We start from the raw sequence: 20,508 nt of genomic DNA, 5'->3' as shown, positions 1-20,508 counted from the left end.
TCGTCATATCAGAAGCTCCGCTTTGTTGAGCGCAGCCTCGGTTTCCTTGCGGTTTAGCGCGACAATATGCTGTGTGCGAGCACTCTGCTTTGCGGCGTCCCCAAGCAGGCCAAGTCGCTTCAGAACATAGAAAAGCATCGCATACCGAACGGACAGCACACCATTGCCTTGGTCCAGCCCATAGTCCTTGGCGACCACCTTCTTCTGACTTTCCGTCAAATCCGGATGGGGTCCGATGACTACATCGAAGAAGTTGTTCCAGAGCCAATCTTGCTCGCCGGTCGCCCCAGGCTTGCCCTTACCCCGCACCTCGAGGATCCGTGGCAGCAGGAAGTCTTTGAACCTGTTCTCGAGGTGGCAATAGGCACGCGCATGCCACCGGAAGCCGTCGAAACCGAAGGCATGCGGTGTGATTCGGCGCCAGATGGGATCTGGTCGAACCTTGTTCATCGACTGATAGAAGATTTCCAGCGACTCCCTCTCTCGCACCGCGTCGAGCACACGGCGCAAGACCTGGATGTCGATGTCCCGTTTTGGGGTTAGCGCCACATCCGCATTCGGCAGAGTGGCGATCCAAGAATCGTGAGTTGGCACCGTGCCTTCGGCGACCGATCGAAGCTGCGCAAGATAGACATACGGGTCGGGATCAAGAAAACGCAGGACGAACTTGTCGGCCGCTACATACCGTTTCCCACGCGTGTCGTAGTCCACGTTTCCAGGCGCGCGCTCCTGATAGAGGGTTAGGTCTTTCGACGCTTGAGGAACGGAAACGCCGAAGAATTCAACGAGATCGGCGCGATTGATCGACCCCTCCCAGAACAGCCGGAACTCGATGAACTCGAGGCGGCGCTCCACCCCCCACTTTAAGGCCGCTGCAGCCGCTCTCATTGCATTCCGCCTCCGCCGCCCGTGAGCATTAAAACTATATGGACAGATCCATATGATGCGTGTAATTATTAGTCCCATCAGGGCGACGGGTCAATGGTCAATGAGGACCCAGATTTCGGGAGCAAGCGATGCCAAAACGCGGACCCAATAGTGAAGTCACCAGCAAACGGGCGGCCAGCGCCGCAGCGAAAGTCCTGCGCGACCCGAAGAGCAGCAAAGCCGCGAAGACTGCCGCTGCCTCAGCGCTGACTCAGCGCTCGAACCGCAAGTGATTTCTGAGAGGTTGGCGGTCATGGCAGGCGCAAATCGATCCACCCTTGTCGTTCACGGTCGTCTCGCCATGCGGGAGCGCCGGCTGGCGGCTGGCCGTGACCGTCGTCACGGCCTTCAGATCATGTCGTTCGAGCAGGCCGCCGTCCGACTGGCTGGCGGCTTCGTTCGCCCTATCGACGAAGAGAGCCTGCGTGCGGCCATCCAGGCCGTCCTGCCCGCCACGCCGATGGGCGAACTTGAAGGCATCAAAGCTCTTCCCGGCATGATCGGCGCGGCGGCCGACACGCTCCACAAAGTCTGGCGCGCGGGGGTCGATCTTGCCGCATGCGCGGGCGTCCATCCGCGTCTCGCCGCCATCGCGCGCCTAGAATCGGCCGTCCTCGACCAGCTTCCGCCCGGGATGATGCGGCCTCACGACATCGTTGCAGCCGCGACCGCCCGCATCGCTCATGCGCCAGCCGTCCTCGGACCAATGGAAATCGTCGGTCTTACCGAACTCTCGCCCTGCTGGCGGCCACTGCTCCAGGACCTAACTGCCCATATCCCGGTGCAGTGGACGGCCGGCCCGAGAAGCGTTCCCGCCTGGCTTGACGGCATCGGCGTCACGGTCGCGCATGCACCGGCGCAAACGCCAGGGACCAGAGCCGTCAGCGCCGCGACCGCCTATCATGAGGCCATCGAGGCGATGCGCTGGGCGCGCAGCCTGCTCGCCAATGGCGTCTCGCCCTCGGATATCGCCATCGCGACCGCATCGCCAGCCGACTATGACGATCATTTCCTGACCCTGCGCGCCGACGCCAATATCGACCTGCACTTCGTCCACGGCGTCCGCACGGTCACCACCCGCGAGGGCCAGACGGCCGCAGCGCTGGCCGACATCGTGGTCCGTGGCCTGTCGCAATCGCGGCTGCGTCGCCTCGCGGCGCTCTGCCGTGACAGCGCGCCATTCGAGACCCTGCCTGAAGGCTGGCTGCGTGTCCTGCCGACCGATGCGCCGCTCTCGACGCTGGGCGCCTGGAACCGCCTCCTGAGCCGGTTGGCACCCGAAGACTGGCCCGACGGCGCCGACCATGTTCCGGCGCTGCGCACGGCGGTCGAGACCCTTGTGAAAGGATCGGAGGCCGCCAGCGAGATCGGAGAAGCCTTCCTCAAGGGCCGCGCGCTCGCGATCTGGCGCAAGGCTCTGCTCGCCGGCCCCGCCGCCTCGATCGACGCCACGCTGGAAACCCTGAAGCAGGACGACGGGCTGGAAGCATGCGTCTGCGTCGCTTGGATGCCGGCCAGCGCGCTCGCGGCGTCGCCCCGCCGCTTCGTGCGGCTCCTCGGGCTTAATTCCTCGCGCTGGCCGCGCGGGATCGCCGAAGACCGACTGATCCCGGACCATATCATCCCGACTCCGGTGCTCGATCCGCTGCCGGTCAACCTCGCCGACCGCCGCGACTTCGAGACGATCCTCGCCACGACGGCCGACACCGTCGTTCTGTCGCGCGCCCGGCGCGACAGCGACGGGCGTCTCCTGGGTCGCAGCCCTCTGCTCGCCGGGCGTGGTGACGAAGCCTATCTGCGCCGCAACGCGACGCCGGCGCACGCCTTCAGCGAAACAGACCGCCTCATGGCCCGGCCTCAGGAGTTCGCAGCCGATCCGCAAGCGGTCGGTGCGCAGGGCTGCTGGCGCGACTGGCGGCAGGCCGAGATTACTCCCCATGACGGGCTCGTGCGGGCAGATCATCCGCTCGTTCTCGCCATCCTCGGCCGCACCCAGTCGGCCAGCTCGCTGCGCCGCCTGCTGCGCAATCCGCTGAGTTTCGTGTGGGTCTATGCGTTCGGATGGCGTGAACCGCAGAGCAGCGCTGAACCGCTCGTGCTCGACGCGCTCGGGATCGGCGATCTCGTCCACTTGGTTCTCGACCGCGCCTTGCGCGACCTCGAAACCGGAGATGGTCTAGCCTCCGCCGACGCCGAGACCGTCGAAGCCGCGGTGGCGCGGGCCGCGCAAGCCGTCGCCGCCGATTGGGAAAGCGAGCGTCCGGTTCCGCCGGCCGTCATCTGGAGCCGCACGATCGACGACGCCCGCGTGATGGCGGGCCGAGCCCTTTCCTATGGTGAAGATGTCCTGCCGGGCGCACGCTCCTACGGAGAGGTGCCCTTCGGTGGATCGGAGCCAAAATCCGACGCGGAAACGCCTTGGGATGCGCGCAAGCCGGTCACGATTCCCGGCACGGGCTTCAACATCGCCGGTTATATTGATCGGCTCGACATCTCGGGCGACGGCAAACGTGCGCTGGTGCGCGACTACAAGACAGGCCGCCCCCCGCGGAGCGGCATCCGGCTGAACGGCGGGCGGGAGCTTCAACGCTGCCTCTATGCTTTCGCGGTGAAGGCGCTCCTCGGCGACGACGTCGCCATCAGCGCCTCGCTGCTCTATCCGCGCGAGCCCGTAGATCTTCAGCTCGACGATCCCGAAGCCGTGCTGGCCGACATCACAGGCTATCTGCGCGCGGCAAGGGCGAGTCTCGCCGGCGGTGCGGCACTGCCTGGCCCGGACACCGGCGGCGACTATGACGACCTCGCCTTCGCCCTGCCGGCCAACGCGGGCGCCACCTATTGCAAACGCAAAATGCCGGCAGCCACGGAGCGGCTTGGCGAGGTCGCTCAGGTCTGGGAGGCGGAATGATGAGCAGCGTGTCCAAGGTGCTGAAGGACGACGGCGCGCGCCGCGATGCGATCAGCCTGCATGATCGCTCGATCTTGGTCGAGGCCGGCGCAGGTTCGGGCAAGACTGCCGTCATGGCTGGCCGCATCGCCGCGATGCTGGCCGAAGGCGTCGCGCCGCGTTCCATCGCCGCCGTCACCTTCACCGAACTCGCCGCGAGCGAGCTACTGTCGCGTGTCCGCGAGTTCGTCGCAGATCTCTCGGCCGGCACGATCGCGACCGAGCTGCGCGTGGCGCTGCCCGATGGGCTGTCCCAAGCCCATCGCGACAATCTCGCCGCCGCCAGCGCCGCGATCGACGAGATCACGTGCTCGACCATCCACGGCTTCTGCCAGCGCCTCATTAAGCCCTATCCCGCGGAGGCCAACATCGATCCCGGCGCAGGGGTCATGGATCGCAACCAGGCCGACCTCACCTTCCTTGAGATTGTCGATGTCTGGCTGCGCGAACGCCTGTCCGGCGGTCAGGGCGGTATCCTGGCCGAGATGGTGCTGCACAGCCCCGGCGAGACCGTGGCGCTCATCCACAAGATCGCCGAGAATCTGCGCCGTCGCCCCACGCTCGCGGCCCCGGCCGTCTCCCCGATTGACGGCCACCTGACGGCGTTCCGGCAGGCCGCTGCGGATTTCAAAGGCTTCATGGATGGTGTGACTGCGGCCGAGCCGGAAACGGCGGCGATCGTCGAGCGGCTGGCCGAGATGGCGACCGCCTTGGCCAACGGTCCCGATCCCGCAACGCCTGCGGGCCTCGTCCGCCTCCTGACCTTGCGGCCACATCCGGACCTTTGCACCAAAGCAGGGGCCTTCGCCTCCTACCGCAAGAAGGGCAAATGGGCCGCCGCGGCGAAAGAGGTCGGCCTCTCCAAGGCCGACGGCGATCGGCTGAACGACGCCGCCGAGGTCCACTACACCGCCTGCTGCGGCGCCTGGGTCTCGCTTGTGCAGGCCGCCGCCAGCCACGCCCTGGCGGCGCTTATCGACGAAGCGCGTCCGATCCTGCAGCGCTATCGCGACCACAAGCGCGCCAGCGCCCAGCTCGATTTCGACGATCTGATTTTCGCCGCGCGCGACCTGCTGCGCGACCATGACGACGTTCGCCGAGCGCTCGGGCAGCGTTTCGCCCACGTCCTCGTCGACGAGTTCCAGGACACCGATCCCCTGCAAACCGAGATCTTCTGGCGCCTTTGCGGCGAACCGGCCGATGGCGATGACGACTGGACCGGGTTCCGCATCCGGCCGGGCGCGCTCTTCCTGGTCGGCGACCCCAAGCAGGCGATCTATCGCTTCCGGGGCGCCGATGTCGGCGCCTATGTGCAGGCGCGCGACGCCTTCCGCGACCAGGACCCCGGCAGCCTCCTGTCGATCTCCACCAATTTCCGCTCCTGCGCCTCGATCCTCACCTTCGTCAACGAGCGCTTCGAGGTCGCGCTCTCAGCCGATGGGCAGCCCGGCTTCACCGCGCTCGACCCGTTCCATGACGATCGCGGCGGCCTGTGCGTGGCGGCCCTCGACATCGCCGTGGCCGATGAAAACGGCAAGGCCAGCGCCGAGCAGCAGCGCGATGCCGAGGCCGACGCCATCGCCGATCTGTGCGCCCGGCTGATCGAAAGCCACCCAATCATCGACCGTCGCAGCGGCGCCGAGCGCCCCTGCCAGCCGGGCGACATCGCCTTGCTGGCGCCAACCGGCGCGGAGCTGTGGCGCTATGAGGAAGCCTTGGAACGCCGCGGCATCCCTGTCGCGACCCAAGCCGGCAAGGGGCTGTTCCGCCGCCAGGAGGTCCAGGATCTGATCGCGCTGACCCGCGTTCTGGCCGACCGCCGCGACACCCTGGCGCTCGGCGCATTGCTGCGCGGCCCTCTGGTCGGCCTCACCGAAGAAAACCTGCTGGATATCATCTGGGGACTTCCGCGCTCGGAGGAACAGCCGGATCGGATTCCGCGCCTGGATCTCAGCATCGATCCCGCCGTCATCGCGCACCCGCTCGCGCGCGACGTCATCGAGCGGCTGCAATCGCTCTCCCGGCGCGGCAACAGCACGACCCCGCATGAGTTGCTGTCGCAGGCCGTGGACGTGATGCGCGTCCGTCCGCTCCTCCTCGAGCGCCATCGCGGCCAGGCCGAGCGCGCGCTCGCCAATGTCGATCTCTATCTCAGCCTGTCGACCGGCTACGCCGTGCGCGGTTTGCGCGCCTTCGCCGAGGCGATGACAGCGGCGTGGTCCGACGAGGCCCGCGCCGTCGAGGGACGGCCCGATGCCCAGGAGGAAGCGGTCGCGCTCTTCACCATGCACGCGGCCAAGGGGCTGGAATGGCCGATCGTCATTCCGGTCAACACCATGACAGGCGTCATGGCGCCCGACAGCGCCGTCATCGACCGCCAGGCCGAGACCTTCTACTGCCCGGTCCTGGGCGTCACGCCTGAGGGCTACGAAACCGCCCGCCAAGCGGAAAAGGAGGAGCTGGACCGCGAACGCATCCGGCTCTGGTATGTCGCAGCCACCCGCGCTCGCGAACTCCTCGTCCTTCCCCGGCTCGACGCCACACCGTCGAAATCAGCCTGGATCGGCCTCGTCGATCTGTCGCTCGCCGGCTTGCCCGGACTGGACGTCTCTCACCTGCCTGTCGGCCTCACGGCGGCGGGTGCCGGCGCGGGCAACACCCAAACGCGCGCTAGCTTCGCCGCCGAAGCCGAAGCCATCGCGGCTGCGCAGACGCGGTTGACCCGGCTTGCGCCCAGTCGCGATGAAAGCGCCGCCCAGACCGTCGTACGGGAAGAAGAAGGCGCGCTCTGGACGGGGGCGGCCGACGAGCAGCCTCCCGAATTGGAAGCCGCGACTCTCGTGCAGGGCGGCCGCGAACGTGGGCTGATCCTCCATAAGCTCATGGAAGAGGTTCTGACCGGCGAAGTCCTTGAGACGGAGGCTGCCCTCATCGAACGGGCAGCCGAGCTTATCCGCGCTCTTGGCCATTCTCCGGTCGCCGACCCGGCGACGGGGCTGTCTGCTGAGGAACTTGCTGCCTGTGTCGCCCGGACCTTGGCCTTGCCCGACATCGTGGCCTTGCGGCCGGGTCTTCTGGCCGAATTTCCCGTTTATGCCGCACAAGCAGCCGACGGCGTGGAGGCCGTAACGGCCGGGATAGCCGATGCCCTGACCCTGACAGCCGAAGGTCGCCCTGCCGTCGTCGTCGACTGGAAAAGCGATGTGACGCCGGCACCGGAAGCGCTCGATCACTATCGCGCGCAAGTGCGGGCCTATCTCGGCATAACTGGCGCCGAGCATGGACTGATCGTGCTGATGTCCTCCGGCACTGTCATTCCAGTCCTCCCGACGCAGCCGACCGCGAGCAAGGCGGCCTGAGCCCATGTCGTCTCTAGCTTGGATCGATTTCGATGAAGCCGAGCGGCAACGGGCGCAGCGCATCATGGCGCTCTTTCAGGAGCGCGAGACCCGCGATGAGCTGGGGCTGGGAGCGATCCGCGATTCCATCGCCGATCATCTCTTTCCAGGTACGAGCACGATCCAGACACGCCTGCGATACATGCTGTTCATTCCCTGGCTCTATCGAGAGCTGGAAAAGCGCGAAGCCCCCGAGGCGCAGCTTCGCATCGAAGCACGCGACACTGAGATCCGGCTTGCCGACGCCCTGAAAGCGGGCGGTGAGTCTAACGGCATCATCGGCCGAGATGCAGGACCACGGCTCCAGCGATTGCCGAGTTCCGTCTATTGGGCCGGGCTGGGCGCGTGGGGCATCCGGGTTTTTCCTGGCTCGCTCGACAGCCTATTCGTCGCCTTGCGAGGCCGCGGCCGTTCGCGGAGAGCATCCAGCGGCGAAGACGCCCTAGCCGATGCCGAGGCACTTAGCGTCTGGAATCCGGCCTTGCCGCCGATGCCCGGCGACCTGCTCGAGCGCGCTGTCTTCCGCCTGACCACAGATGAGGCGCAATTCCTCATCGACCGTCTGGTCGCCAGCCAGCCCACCGCGCTGCTCACGATGCTCGCCCGCGAAGGGATCGACGCGGACTGCGACTATATCTGGACGCATCCCCATCTGTCGGCGTTCCCATCCGCCGCGCGCCGCCTCGTGCGGCATGGCGAAATCTTCTCGCAAGTGATGCACGGTGCCGCGCTTCTCTACAACCTCGCGCTCAGCGAGCTGCGGCAGCGCGACGACTGGATCGACGAATATCGCGGTCGGCTCGAAGCGTGGAGCGACGAACTCGACGCCGGCGCGGTCCGAGCGTGGTCGCTCGATGACTTCTGGTATGTCGTAGAGCATCCGGCGCATGCTGTCCGACCCGCCGCAAAACGGTTCGTGAGCGAGTGGCGCGATCTGGTTCTGACCGAGACGGCGCAGCTGATCTCGGCGCCTGCGGCGCGGCGGCTGATCGAAGAACGCGAACGCCGGCTCAAGACCAGCCAATCACGCTACGCCAATCACGCTGTCCGCGACCGTTGGACCGGCGCATCGGGCGCTGATCGCCTCAGCTTCCGCTGGGCACAGGCCAAATCCCATCTGCGGGATCTCGCCCATGCTGAATAGACGCAGCCTCGACCCCGAACAGCGAACGCTCTACGGCGCGAATCTTCAGCCGCCGGCGGGATATGTCTTCGACGCGGCGGTCGCCACGACGTTCTCGCTCGACTTCGAGACCGCGCTCGCCGTCCCGGTCAGTCTGGTGCTCTTCGCTGCCGAGAACCGGGACGACATTCTCGCTCATCCTCTGGCACTGCTCGAGGGTGCCGAGCGCATCGCCGGCCGCCTCGTCATCTTCACCGACGCTGGCCATATCCAGGCGAGCGCCCGGCCGCATTCCCGCCTTTGCTCGCTACTCGAACGCATCATCGTCGAGGTCGCTGCCCCCCAAGGCGGGGCCTTCCACCCCAAAATGTGGGCGCTGCGCTTCACTCCACTACGGCCCGAAGACCCGGTCCGCCTGCGTCTGCTCATTCTCTCCCGAAACCTGACGCGCGACCGCTCGTGGGACATCGCCGCCACCCTCGACGGCGTGATCACCAGGCAGCCCAAAGCAGTCAATCGCCCGGTCGCCGACTTCCTTCGCCAGCTCCCCGACCTCGCGACCGTAGGTGTTCCCGACGGAACGAAGACGCTTGTCGATGACCTGGCCGAAGACATGCGCCGCGCCGAATGGAGCCTGCCGGAACCGTTCCAGAGCGTCTCCTTCGCGGTGAACGGCCTCGGCGGAAAGCCATGGCGCCCGGAACCCTGCGTTCGGCTGGGCGTCGTGTCGCCCTTCTGCGACGATCAAACCTTGTCGATGCTCGCCGGCCTGGCCAGCGCCGAAAAACCCATCTTCATCGGGCGATCCGACGAACTCGCCCAGGTGCCCGGGGCCACGCTCGATGGCTTTGCCCGCGTGGCCGTGCTCGACGAGATGGCGGCCACGGAAGATGGTGAGGAAGAAGACGCAGCGGCCCTGCAAGGGCTCCATGCCAAAGCGTTCATCGCCGAACGCGGCTGGGACACTGAGATCACGGTCGGCTCAGGAAACGCGACGCGGCCGGCTTTGCTGACCGGCAGCAATGTCGAGATCTTCACGACCCTGACCGGCAAGCGGTCGCGGGTCGGAAGCGTCGAGGAAATCCTTGGCGACAAAGGATTCGGCCGGCTGACGCGGCCGTTCGTCCGCGACGAGACGAGCGCCGCCGATGTCGCACAACGAGCCGCCGAGGCGCGTTTGGACCAGGCCCGGCGCGAGATTTGCCGCAGCGGCCTCACGCTCCGCTGCGAGCGCGGCGAGCCCGCCGCCGATGGCTCGCCAGTCTGGCGGGTCTGGCTGGTCCCGTCCGAACAGCTTCCGCTTGCCGGGGTCGGCGTCTTGCGTGTTTGGCCGATCACGCGGGGCGAAGGGCATGCACGCGATGTGCTGGAGCCGCTTCGGCAGGGACAACCCGCCGACCTTGGCGCAATGCCGTTAGTCGACCTCACGCGATTCCTCGCTTGTCACCTGACGGACGAGACGGAAGACGTCTCGATCCTGTTCAGCACCGGGCTCATGATGGAGGGACTGCCGGCCGAGCGTCACGCAGCCATCCTGCGCTGGGTGATCGACAGCAAGGACGCCTTCTTCCGCTATGTCCGTCTGCTCCTCTCCGAATTGGGCGATCCCTTCGCAGCCGCCCTTGCAGCGCAGGACGGGGCGGGTCAGGGCGCCTGGCGCGTGGCAAGCGATGACGCGCCCATCCTCGAGGAGATGGTTCGGGCCTTCTGCCGGGGCGGGGATCAGCTTCGCGCCATCGAACGACTGATCACACGGCTGGAAACCGGCGACGGTGACGATACCGATCCGGTTCCGGCCGAGTTCCGCGCTCTCTGGAACACATTCCGAATTGCACTCGCCACGCAGGATGCCGCGCATGCCGAATGAACGGTTTCGCGCCGACGCGGCGCTCTCTCCTCTCAAGGTCTTTCAGCGGCGGACCGTCGACTACGTCTTCGATCGGCTCTACGGCCAGAACGATCCTGTCCGCCAGTTCCTGGTCGCCGACGAAGTTGGCCTCGGCAAGACGATGGTGGCGCGCGGGGTCATCGCCCGCATGATCGAACACCTGTGGGACAGCACCAAGCGGATCGACATCCTCTACATCTGCTCGAACCAGGCGATCGCCGCCCAGAACCTCAACCGGCTGAACGTCCTCGGGCGGCGCGAGCTGGCCCTGCCAACCCGCATGACGCTCGTTCCTCTGCAACTACGCGACCAGGCGGGCCTCGACGCCAACAAGGTGAACTTCATCAGCCTGACGCCAGGCACGACCTTCGATCTGCGCTCATCGACAGGCGTGACGCAGGAACGCGCCTTGCTGCTCCATCTCCTGCGTGACCTCGTTACGCGCCCGCGCGGCCTGCACAACCTGTTGCAAGTCACGGCTGGCGTCGAGGGCTGGAACCGCGCCGTGGACAATCTCACCCTCGAAGGCGTCGACAAGCGCATCATCGAGCGGTTGCGCCGCGACGTGCAGGCCGATCGCGATCTCTTCGAGGAACTCGAACGGGTTTGCGAACTCTTCCCGCGGCGCCGGGACGCCTATCCCGTAGAAATGACACAGCCCCGCAACAGCCTGGTCGCCCGGCTCCGCGCCAAGCTGTCTCACGCCTGCGTCGATGCGCTCCAACCCGACCTCATCATCATGGACGAGTTCCAGCGGTTCCGGGATCTGCTGCATGGCGACAGCGACGCGGCGATCCTCGCACGCGAGCTTTTCGACTACTCTGGAGGGGACGGGCACGCCGCCCGCACCCTGCTGCTCTCCGCCACACCCTACCGGATGCTCACGCTCGCCGGCGATGAGCCCGACGAAGGCGACCACTATCAGGATTTTCTTGAGACCTTGAGTTTCCTCTACGGTCGCGAAAACGGTCCGGAGGTAGCCGCCACTCTGGCGCAGGAAATGCGCGCCTTTCGTGGTCTCCTACATGCCCTGCCGCAGTCGCATGCCTCTGCTGTCGAAACTCGCCAGGCTATCGAACAGCGCCTGCGCAAAGTGATTGCTCGAACCGAGCGGGTCGCATCCACAGTCGAGCGCGACTCCATGATGAGCGAACCCGCCATCACGGTCTCGATCGCGCCCGCCGACCTCGTGCAGGCATCGGCCTTGTCGCAAGTGGCGCGCACGCTCGATGCCCCAGAAATCATAGAATACTGGAAATCGGCACCTTACCTGCTCAACTTCATGCGCCACTACAGCCTGAAGCAACTTCTAACGAGCGAAGCGGCGGCGCCTTCGGCGACCCTCCGCGACGCCATTCGGGCGGCGCGGCCGGCAATGCTCGATCACGAGGCTATCAACACCTATGCGCCGTTGAAGCCGGCCAATGGCCGCATGCGCGCAATCATGGACGACATCTTCGGCCAGAACCTCGAGCAAAATCTCTGGATACCCGCAGCCATGCCCTACTACGGCGACGCACGATCTGGCGCGCCGCTGACCAAGGCGCTGATATTTTCGTCCTGGTCGATGGTGCCCGATGCGGTCGCGGCCCTGCTGTCCTACGAGGCTGAACGCCGCATGGGAGTCGGGGCATCCGGCAGGCGCTATTTCGAGCAGCATCGTCTGCGCCCCTTGCAGTTCCGACAGGATCAGGGCCGGCTCGTGGGTCTGCGCGCGCTGCTGCTGATCTATCCATCGCCAGCTCTGGCCGAGTTAGCCGATCCGCTCGCAGTTTTCAGTGAGACCGAGACTGCCTTGTCGCAGGAGGGTATGCGCGCCGCCATAAGCGATCGCCTCAAGCCCGCTGTTGAGGCCCTGAGCAAAGGGGCGGTGTCGCAGCCGGACGCCAACAGCGCCGAGTGGGCCGCTCCCGCAGTGATCGATGACCTGCTGGGCGCGCGATCCCGCGTTTGGCTGGAGGCGCCCCACGGCATGCGCGCCCTGGCGAGCGAAGACGCCTTTCAGGATCATGTCGCCGAGCTGGCGGCAGCGGTGAAGGCACACGACATCGGCGCTTCGTCCGCCGATCTCTCGGATCTGCTGGTTGACGTGGCGCTCGGCAGCCCAGCCGTCTGCGCGCTTCGCGCCCTCAAGCGGATCGCACCGGAGCTGTCGTGGGACGACCCACGTTTGCTCAGCGGCGCCGCTGAAGTCGCCTGGTCGTTCCGGGCACTGTTCAACCAGCATGATGCGGTCGCCTTGCTACGGCGGGATACCGACGATCACTACTGGCGTCGCGTGCTGGTCTATTGCTCCGAACACAATCTCCAGGCCGTCCTCGACGAATACGCCCACTACCTTGTCGATGCCGAGGGCCTTGGCGCGCGCCCTCCCGAAGAGCGCGCGATGGGTGTCGCCCGCGCCATGGCCCAGGCCCTGGCTATCCGCCCGTCGCAGATCGACGTCGACGACGTGCATGTCGATGGCGAGACCCTCTCCATCAGCAAATTCCAGATGCGCGGGCGCTTCGCTATGCGGCTCGCCGACTACAAGGACGAAGACGGTGCCGTCGCGCGGCTCGGAGGCGTGCGCGATGCGTTCAACTCGCCGTTCCGGCCATTCATTCTCGCCACCACGTCCGTCGGCCAGGAGGGACTGGATTTCCATCCCTATTGCTATCGCGTCTATCACTGGAACCTGCCCGGCAATCCGGTGGACCTCGAACAGCGTGAAGGCCGCGTCCACCGCTTCAAGGGCCACGCCGTGCGCCTCAACCTCGCCGAGCGCCAAGCTGCTGTGGTCCGGGGAAGTGGGAAAGCTCCTGACGATCCGTGGAAGTTGATGTTTGAACGCGCGCGATCCGAAGCGCCGATCGACAGTGATATCATCCCATACTGGATCTACGAAGGTTCCGTGCGGATCGAACGGCGAGTGCCGATGTTGCCGTTCAGTCGGGAGGTCGCGCGTCTCGCCTGGCTGAAACGCAGTCTCACCGTTTATCGTCTGGCATTCGGACAGCCACGCCAGGACGACCTAATTGACTACCTGCAAAATCTGGCGGGCGAGGGCATGGAAGCCAGTCTGCTCAGCGACTTGCAAATCCGCCTCGAGCCCGACCTATCTGATAAATCACGACGATAACCGAGCAAAAGCGGCTGCCCGCAATCGCACACTATCCACCGATTTCCGCGCCATGCTGCCTTCGGCTGCTTCATGAACGCGATGATGCACGTCTGAATCCCATCTCGCGTCATTGGGCCATCCCGTCGGAAACCACATTTTCTTCAAGAGCAGCGAGTCAGAGGCCATCCGAAGGATCGGCAGATTTGTAGTCAACACCCCGCTGATTGGTATTGTCAGCGGCGTAATATGGGAATCGAGGGGAAAGCCTTCCCCTGCGGCCGAGCCAAAGTCTCTGCCGACCCCTTCTGCGGGGAGCCCCCCGCAACGCCCCCCCTAGAGTGAGAGTGCAGGCCGGGTGTTCCGTGACGGGTTGAAGGCTGGGAGAGAGGCTTCCGGCGCCCGTCGCGGAGACCCGCGATGTCGAAACGTGATCCACGCGGCCGGCCGAGCGCCGACCGGACGAGCCTGTATGACGAAATCACCGGCAAGATCCTAGCCGAACTGGAGGCCGGACGGTTGCCCTGGGTCCAGCCCTGGGGGACGGCCGCGGCCAAGGCGCCACTCGCCATGCCGACCAACGCCGCAACCGGGCGCGGCTACTCAGGCGTCAATGTGCTGATCCTCTGGGGCGCGGTAATCTCTCTTGGCTTCCCGAGCCAGGGCTGGCTCACCTTCCGCCAGGCCTTGTCGCTCGGCGGCAATGTCCGGAAGGGCGAGCGCGGCACCACCGTCGTCTATGCCGACCGCTTCGTGCCGGACGATGAACGCCGTCGTGCGCAAGAGACCGGCGACGAGGCACAGGCGATCCCGTTCCTGAAGCGGTTCACGGTCTTCAACGTCGCTCAGTGTGACGGCCTGCCTGAGGACCTCGTGGCCGCCGTGCCGGCGCCCGAACCCGGGCTGATCGAGCCCACAGTCGACGCACTGATCCGGGCGAGCGGGATCGACTTTCGCATCGGCGGCGACCGGGCTTACTACGCGCCGGCACCTGACTACGTAATGGTGCCGCCGCCCCAGGCCTTCTTCGAGCCCATCAACTGGCATCGCACCGCGCTGCATGAATGCGCCCATGCCAGCGGCGCCGCCCATCGGCTGGCGCGCGATCTCACAGGATCGTTCGGCTCCAAGAAATACGCGTTCGAGGAGCTGGTGGCCGAAATCGCCTCGGCCTTCTGCTGCGCCGCCCTCGGCATCGCCCCGACCGTCCGCCACGCCGACTACGTCGGATCCTGGGCAGAGGTCCTGCGCGAGGACAATCGCGCCATCGTCCGTGCAGCCAGTCAGGCAAGCAAGGCAGCGGACTGGTTGCTGGCCTTCGCCCCAAATGCGGGCGAACCGGGTCAGGCAATTGCCACCACCCCCGAGGCCGCACGCCAGGCGGCCTGACCCACTCGCTACCACTTCAAGCATCGGCGCAGTCCCGTCTTTCCGCCTCTACGGCGTTCCGGCTTTCCGGAAGCGATGAGAGGAAGAGGGCTGCGCCGATTTTCGTGACGGGTTGGAGGTCGGGAGAGAGGCTCCCGGCCGCCCGTCGCGGAGACCTGTCATGGCCACTGCCATTCAGAAGATCACCCTGTCGCCGTCGCGCGACATCCCCTTCAACAAGCTCACGCTCTCGCAGGCGAACGTCCGGCGCATCAAAGCCGGCATTTCGATCGAGGAACTGGCCGAGGACATCGCGCGCCGCGGTCTCCTGCAGAGCCTCAACGTCCGGCCCGTCCTCGATGCCGACGGCGCAGAGACCGGCCTGTACGAAATCCCGGCCGGCGGGCGTCGCTACCGGGCGCTCGAGCGTCTGGTGAAGCAGAAGCGCCTCGCCAAGACTGCTCCCGTGCCGTGCGTGGTGCGCGATCCCGCGACGCCGATCCTGGCCGAAGACGACTCCCTCGCGGAGAACCTTCAGCGTGCCCCGCTCCACCCGCTAGATCAGTTCCGGGCGTTCCAGGCGCTGCGCGACAAGGGACAGTCCGAGGAAGACATCGCCGCGGCTTTCTTCACCTCCGCCCATGTGGTGAAGCAGCGTCTGCGCCTTGCCGGCGTCTCACCGAAGCTTCTCGACATCTATGCCGAGGACGGCATGACACTGGAGCAGCTGATGGCCTTCACGGTCAGCGCCGACCATCAAAGGCAGGAACAGGTCTGGGAGACGATCGCAGGCTCCTGGTCCAAGGAGCCTTATCAGATCCGCCGGATGCTGACCGAGAAGACGGTGCGCGCGTCGGACCGCCGCGCCATGTTCGTCGGGCTCGATGCCTATGAAGCCGCTGGCGGCACGGTCCTGCGCGATCTCTTCCAACAGGACGATGGCGGCTGGCTCGCCGATGTCGCCCTGCTCGATGCCCTGGTTGCCGCCAAGCTGAAGACAGAGGCCGAGGCCATCGCGGCCGAAGGCTGGAAGTGGATCGAGGTCGCTACCGACTTCCCTTACGGTCACACCCACGGTCTGCGCCAGATCGAGGGCGTCGCCGCCGAACGATCGGCTGACGAGCAGGCCACGATCGACGCACTCAACGCCGAGTATCAACGGCTCGAGGCCGAGTATGAAGATGCGGACGAACTGCCCGACGAGGTCGATGCGCGGCTCGGCGAGATCGGGGCCCTACTTGGCGGGCTCGACAACCGGCCGGTGATCTTTGATCCGAGCGACATCACCCGTGCAGGCGTCTTCGTGAGCATCGGCGCGGACGGCAGGCCCGTGGCCGACCGCGGCTATGTTCGCCCGGACGACGAGGCGCCCCTCGTCCTGCCCGATGCCGAGACCGATGGCGCTACGGCGACGACCAGCGGCCAAGCCGGCGAACCCGGACCGAGTGGCACATCCCGCACCGTCATCACGGTCGGCGGGCAGCCGATAGAAAGCGAGGACGACGAGGACGACGTGATCAAGCCGTTGCCCGAGCGCCTGGTGATCGAATTGACCGCCCATCGCACGCTTGCGCTGCGCGACGCCGTGGCGAGCAACCCGCAGATCGCGTTGACGGCGCTGCTGCACAAGCTCGTCATCGACACGTTCCAGCGCACCAACACCGGGGGCGGATGCCTCGAAGCGTCCGTGCGGCACGTCTTCTTCCCAGCGCAGGCCGCCGACCTCAAGGACAGCCCCTCCGCACGCGCGATCGCGGAGCGTCAGGACGCCTGGAAGGCCGATCTTCCGCAGGACGATCGGGCGCTCTGGGACTGGCTGTCGGCACTCGACGATGCGAGCCGACTCTCGCTGCTCGCTCATTGCGTGAGCTTCGGCGTCAACGCACTTTACGAGAAGCCGAACCCCTACGGGGGGAACGGCGTGTCCCAGCACGGGCTCCAACGCCGTCTCACCCAGGCCGACCGGCTCGCGCGGGCGACTGGTCTCGACATGGTGGAGGCCGGATGGCGTCCTTCGGTCGACAATTATCTCGGCCGGGTGCCGAAGCGTCGCATCGTCGAGGCCGTGCGTGAGGGCGCGGGAGACCGGGCGGCGCAGCTCATCGAGCATCTGAAGAAGGCTGAGATGGCCAAGGAAGCCGAACGCCTTCTCGCCGACGCCCGGTGGCTCCCCGAGCCGCTGCGGCTCGCTGAGACGCACACATCGTCCGAAGCGGGCGAACCCGAAGCTCAGGCAAGCTCCATGGATCTTCCGGCGTTTCTGTCTGGCGACGAGGAAGCCTCGGACGAGGATGCGGAGCCGCTCCCGGCCATTGCCGCCGAGTAGCCGATCCAGGCGGGACCGCTCCGGCGGTCCCGCATCTTTCCTCACACGCCCGTTCCATCAGCCCGGTCGCCACGCCGGGCTTTTCCATGTTCGTGGGAGACTGTCATGGCAGACTATTTCACGCACTTCTCGTGCCTGCTCGACGTCGGCACGCCACAAAATGCCGCGCGTGCGCTCGATCTCTACAATGCCTTGTCCGAGGCTGGCGCGTCAGAAGAACCGCCGTCGGAGGGCTTCCTTCTCTCCATCCAGCGGGAGCACGGCGGCTCGCAGCTCTGGTTACGGGATGACGTCTCCGGCGATCCCGAACGGCTGATCCAGTTCGTGAAACTCTGCGCGGCGGAATTCAGCCTGAAAGGCCGTTGGGGCTTCCAATACGCCAATACCTGCTCGCGGCCCCGGCTCGGTGCGTTTGGCGGCGGCGCGCACGTCCTCGACCTCGGGACGGGCGAGACCGTCGGATGGATCGACACCGATGGCTGGCTCGCCGCAACGGTGGATGGAGGTGATTCCGATGCCTGAGATCATCGAAACCATCGTCTATCGCCTCGACGAACTTTCCGAGGCGGCGAAGGGCGCCGCGCGCCAATGGTACCGCGAGGGCGGCTTCGATTATGACTGGTTCGAGTTCGTCTATGACGACTTCGAACGTATCTGCGCGATCCTCGGCATCAGCCTCAGGACGCGCTCCGTCCGGCTGTTCGGCGGCGGCACCCGCTCGAAACCCTGCATCTGGTTTTCGGGCTTCTGGAGCCAGGGCGATGGGGCCTGCTTCGAGGGCGACTACAGGCATACGAGATCCGCCGCCCGCCGAAGCCTTCGAGCATGCGCCTGCGATCGGCGGCATCGTTGAGGTTCGGCGCTTTGGCCGAGCCGATGAGCCGCGCCCGACGCTTGTTCTCGCGAGCCGGTCAGACCTCGAACTCGGCCAGCAGATCAAGGCGCCGGGGGCCACCTGGCTGGACCATCGGCTGGTGGAAGCGGACCCTATACCGCTGTCGATGGGGGGCTTCGGCCGCGAGGTGCGCGACGCTCTGCAAGCGCGGGCTGAGCATCTCGCAGACCAAGGCCTCGGTCGCCGCCAAGGCCAGCGGATCATCCTGCAACGCGACCTCCTCGCCACGCTGCGGCGGCGCGAACTGGATGCGGTCGGGGCGCGCCTCTCCGCCGAGACCGGTCTGGCGCACATGAAACCGACCGCCGGTGATCAGGTCGCGGGCACCTATCGCCAGCGTCTCGACCTCTCCTCCGGCCGCTTCGCGATGATCGACAACGGCCTCGGCTTCCAGCTCGTGCCCTGGTCCCGCGAGATCGAGCGCAAGCTCGGCCAGCATGTCGCGGGCGCCGTGAAGGACGGCGGCGGCATCGAATGGGGCCTCGGTCGCAAGCGCGGGCTCGCCCTCTAGCCAACAAGGAAGAAAGGACTCCGCCGCCGATGTCTGCGACGAAAATCCTCTGGGGCCAGATCACCACCGTGTTCCTCATCGTGCTGCTCACGACCTGGGGCGCGACCCAATGGACTGCCTGGCGGCTTGGCTTTCAGGCGCAGCTCGGCACGCCCTGGTTCGAGCTGGCGGGTTGGCCGGTCTACTACCCCCCCGCCTTCTTCTGGTGGTGGTATTTCTACGACGCCTATGCCCCTCCGATCTTTGTCGAAGGCGCGGTGATCGCCGCCTCAGGCGGCTTCATCTCCATCGCCGTCGCCATCGCAATGTCGGTATGGCGTGCCCGTGAGGCGAAGAACGTCGAGACCTACGGCTCGGCCCGCTGGGCTGAACTCCGGGAGGTGAGGGCAGCGGGCCTGCTCGGACCCGATGGCGTCGTCCTCGGCAAGCTCGGCGACGCCTATCTCCGGCACGACGGGCCTGAGCATGTCCTGTGCTTCGCGCCGACCCGATCGGGCAAGGGTGTCGGCCTCGTCGTTCCCACGCTCCTCACCTGGCCGGGCTCCGCTATCGTCCACGACATCAAGGGCGAGAACTGGCAGCTGACCGCCGGCTTCCGCGCCAGGCACGGCCGCGTCCTGCTGTTCGATCCCACCAACGCCAAGTCGGCCGCTTACAACCCGCTTCTGGAAGTGCGTCGCGGCGAGTGGGAAGTCCGCGACGTGCAAAACGTCGCCGACGTGCTCGTCGACCCCGAGGGCTCACTCGACAAGCGCAATCACTGGGAGAAGACGAGCCATTCTTTGCTCGTCGGCGCCATCCTGCATGTGCTGTACGCGGAAGAGGAGAAGACGCTCGCCGGTGTCGCCGCCTTCCTGTCGGATCCGCGCCGCCCGATCGAGGCGACGCTGAAGGCGATGATGACCACGCCGCATCTCGGCCCTGGCAGCCCTCATCCCGTGGTGGCGTCGACGGCGCGCGAACTCCTCAACAAGAGCGACAACGAGCGCTCAGGCGTCCTGTCCACCGCCATGTCCTTCTTGGGCCTCTATCGCGACCCGGTGGTGGCGGAAGTGACGCGCCGCTGCGACTGGCGGATCGCCGACCTCATCGCCGATGAAAGGCCAGCAACGCTCTACCTCGTGGTTCCGCCATCCGACATCTCCCGGACGAAGCCGTTGATCCGGCTCGTGCTCAACCAGATCGGCCGACGCCTGACCGAGGATCTGCATGCGCGAGACCGGCGGCATCGCGTGCTGATGATGCTCGACGAGTTCCCGGCGCTCGGCAGCCTCGACTTCTTCGAGAGCGCGCTCGCCTTCATGGCGGGTTACGGCCTGAAGTCATTCCTCATCGCCCAGTCATTGAACCAGATCGAGAAGGCCTATGGCCCGAATAACGCGATCCTCGACAACTGCCATGTGCGCGTGAGCTTCGCCACCAATGACGAACGCACCGCCAAGCGCGTCAGCGACGCGCTCGGCACCGCGACCGAGATGAAGGCGATGCGGAACTATGCCGGGCATCGGCTCAGCCCCTGGCTGGGTCATCTGATGGTCTCGCGCTCGGAGACGGCGCGGCCGCTCCTCACGCCCGGCGAGGTGATGCAGCTGCCCGCGACAGACGAGATCGTCATGGCCGCCGGTGTCCATCCCATCCGAGCCAAGAAGGCCCGTTACTTCGAGGATCGCCGCTTCAAGGAGCGCGTCCTGCCATCGCCGGACCCGGCGAAATGCGGGCGTTCGACCCGAAAGGACGCCTGGTCCGAGTTGAAGCCGCAGCGGCCGGACGCAGACCTCGCGGCCCAGCTCGACAAGGCGGAAGATGCCGCCAATGGCGGGCTGCGGCGCGAGCCGGAGCTGCCCGACCATGTCGCGATCGCCAAGGAAACAACCGGACCTGCCGCGGCCGACGAGTTTTCCATCATGCTGGACGATGAGCCGGAAGACGCAGCGCGGCAGCGGCAGGCGCTGCGGCAGCAGATGCGCGGCGTCGCGCGACAGGTGGCGCTCGATCCTAATGATGGCATCGATTTGTGAGGCGGCC

Annotated in this window: 12 protein-coding genes and 1 pseudogene; 11 read left to right on the top strand and 2 right to left on the bottom strand. The window is 66.2% G+C overall.

What is annotated here, in order from left to right; genetic code table 11:
- Nucleotides 1-3 precede the first annotated feature (3 nt).
- The gene (locus QO015_RS00805; RefSeq protein ID WP_266282117.1) at nt 4-888 is read right to left on the bottom strand and encodes a WYL domain-containing transcriptional regulator; all 885 of its coding nucleotides are present in this window, start codon (nt 886-888) and stop codon (nt 4-6) included.
- Nucleotides 889-1,138: 250 nt separating this feature from the next.
- On the bottom strand, nt 1,139-1,501 hold the full coding sequence (locus QO015_RS00800; protein WP_266282118.1) for a hypothetical protein: 363 nt from the start codon (nt 1,499-1,501) through the stop codon (nt 1,139-1,141).
- 132 nt (nt 1,502-1,633) lie between these two features.
- Here QO015_RS00800 and QO015_RS00795 point away from each other — a divergent pair, with 132 nt between their 5' ends.
- The 11 genes and pseudogenes from QO015_RS00795 to QO015_RS00745 all read left to right on the top strand — a co-directional run bounded on the left by QO015_RS00795 (nt 1,634) and on the right by QO015_RS00745 (nt 20,501).
- Nucleotides 1,634-3,835, top strand: a complete 2,202-nt coding sequence (locus QO015_RS00795; RefSeq protein WP_266282120.1) for a PD-(D/E)XK nuclease family protein — start codon at nt 1,634-1,636, stop codon at nt 3,833-3,835.
- A complete protein-coding gene (locus QO015_RS00790) occupies nt 3,835-7,233 on the top strand; it encodes a UvrD-helicase domain-containing protein (RefSeq protein ID WP_266282528.1) in 3,399 nt (1,132 codons plus the stop codon). Before QO015_RS00795 ends, QO015_RS00790 begins: the two co-directional genes overlap by 1 nt.
- Nucleotides 7,234-7,237: 4 nt before the next feature.
- The gene (locus tag QO015_RS00785) at nt 7,238-8,416 is read left to right on the top strand and encodes a DUF6361 family protein (protein WP_266282122.1); all 1,179 of its coding nucleotides are present in this window, start codon (nt 7,238-7,240) and stop codon (nt 8,414-8,416) included.
- On the top strand, nt 8,406-10,262 hold the full coding sequence (locus tag QO015_RS00780; protein WP_266282123.1) for a phospholipase D family protein: 1,857 nt from the start codon (nt 8,406-8,408) through the stop codon (nt 10,260-10,262). The genes QO015_RS00785 and QO015_RS00780 overlap by 11 nt, the downstream gene beginning before the upstream one ends.
- Nucleotides 10,252-13,404: a helicase-related protein gene (locus QO015_RS00775; RefSeq protein ID WP_266282124.1), complete on the top strand. Its 3,153-nt coding sequence runs from the start codon at nt 10,252-10,254 to the stop codon at nt 13,402-13,404. The genes QO015_RS00780 and QO015_RS00775 overlap by 11 nt, the downstream gene beginning before the upstream one ends.
- Nucleotides 13,405-13,803: 399 nt before the next feature.
- The gene (locus tag QO015_RS00770; RefSeq protein ID WP_266282125.1) at nt 13,804-14,772 is read left to right on the top strand and encodes an ArdC family protein; all 969 of its coding nucleotides are present in this window, start codon (nt 13,804-13,806) and stop codon (nt 14,770-14,772) included.
- A 160-nt stretch (nt 14,773-14,932) separates the two neighbouring features.
- Nucleotides 14,933-17,077: a ParB/RepB/Spo0J family partition protein gene (locus QO015_RS00765; RefSeq protein ID WP_266282126.1), complete on the top strand. Its 2,145-nt coding sequence runs from the start codon at nt 14,933-14,935 to the stop codon at nt 17,075-17,077.
- Nucleotides 17,078-17,182: 105 nt separating this feature from the next.
- A complete protein-coding gene (locus QO015_RS00760) occupies nt 17,183-17,599 on the top strand; it encodes a hypothetical protein (RefSeq protein WP_266282127.1) in 417 nt (138 codons plus the stop codon).
- Nucleotides 17,553-17,930 carry a DUF8835 domain-containing pootine gene (locus QO015_RS00755; protein ID WP_503128751.1) on the top strand — a complete coding sequence of 126 codons (378 nt, stop codon included), beginning with the start codon at nt 17,553-17,555 and terminating at the stop codon, nt 17,928-17,930. Before QO015_RS00760 ends, QO015_RS00755 begins: the two co-directional genes overlap by 47 nt.
- Nucleotides 17,890-18,483: pseudogene (locus tag QO015_RS00750) on the top strand (DUF3363 domain-containing protein); the annotation flags it as partial. The gene QO015_RS00755 and the pseudogene QO015_RS00750, both read left to right, overlap by 41 nt.
- A gap of 29 nt (nt 18,484-18,512) precedes the next feature.
- Nucleotides 18,513-20,501 carry a conjugal transfer protein TraG gene (locus QO015_RS00745; protein WP_266282128.1) on the top strand — a complete coding sequence of 663 codons (1,989 nt, stop codon included), beginning with the start codon at nt 18,513-18,515 and terminating at the stop codon, nt 20,499-20,501.
- The last annotated feature ends 7 nt before the right edge of the window (nt 20,502-20,508 follow it).

Source organism: Kaistia geumhonensis (assembly GCF_030815145.1).
In the GTDB taxonomy this organism is placed as follows: Bacteria; Pseudomonadota; Alphaproteobacteria; order Rhizobiales; family Kaistiaceae; genus Kaistia; species Kaistia geumhonensis.
The sequence above is the reverse complement of the archived record's forward strand: the minus strand, read 5'-3'. Positions and strand labels throughout refer to the sequence as shown.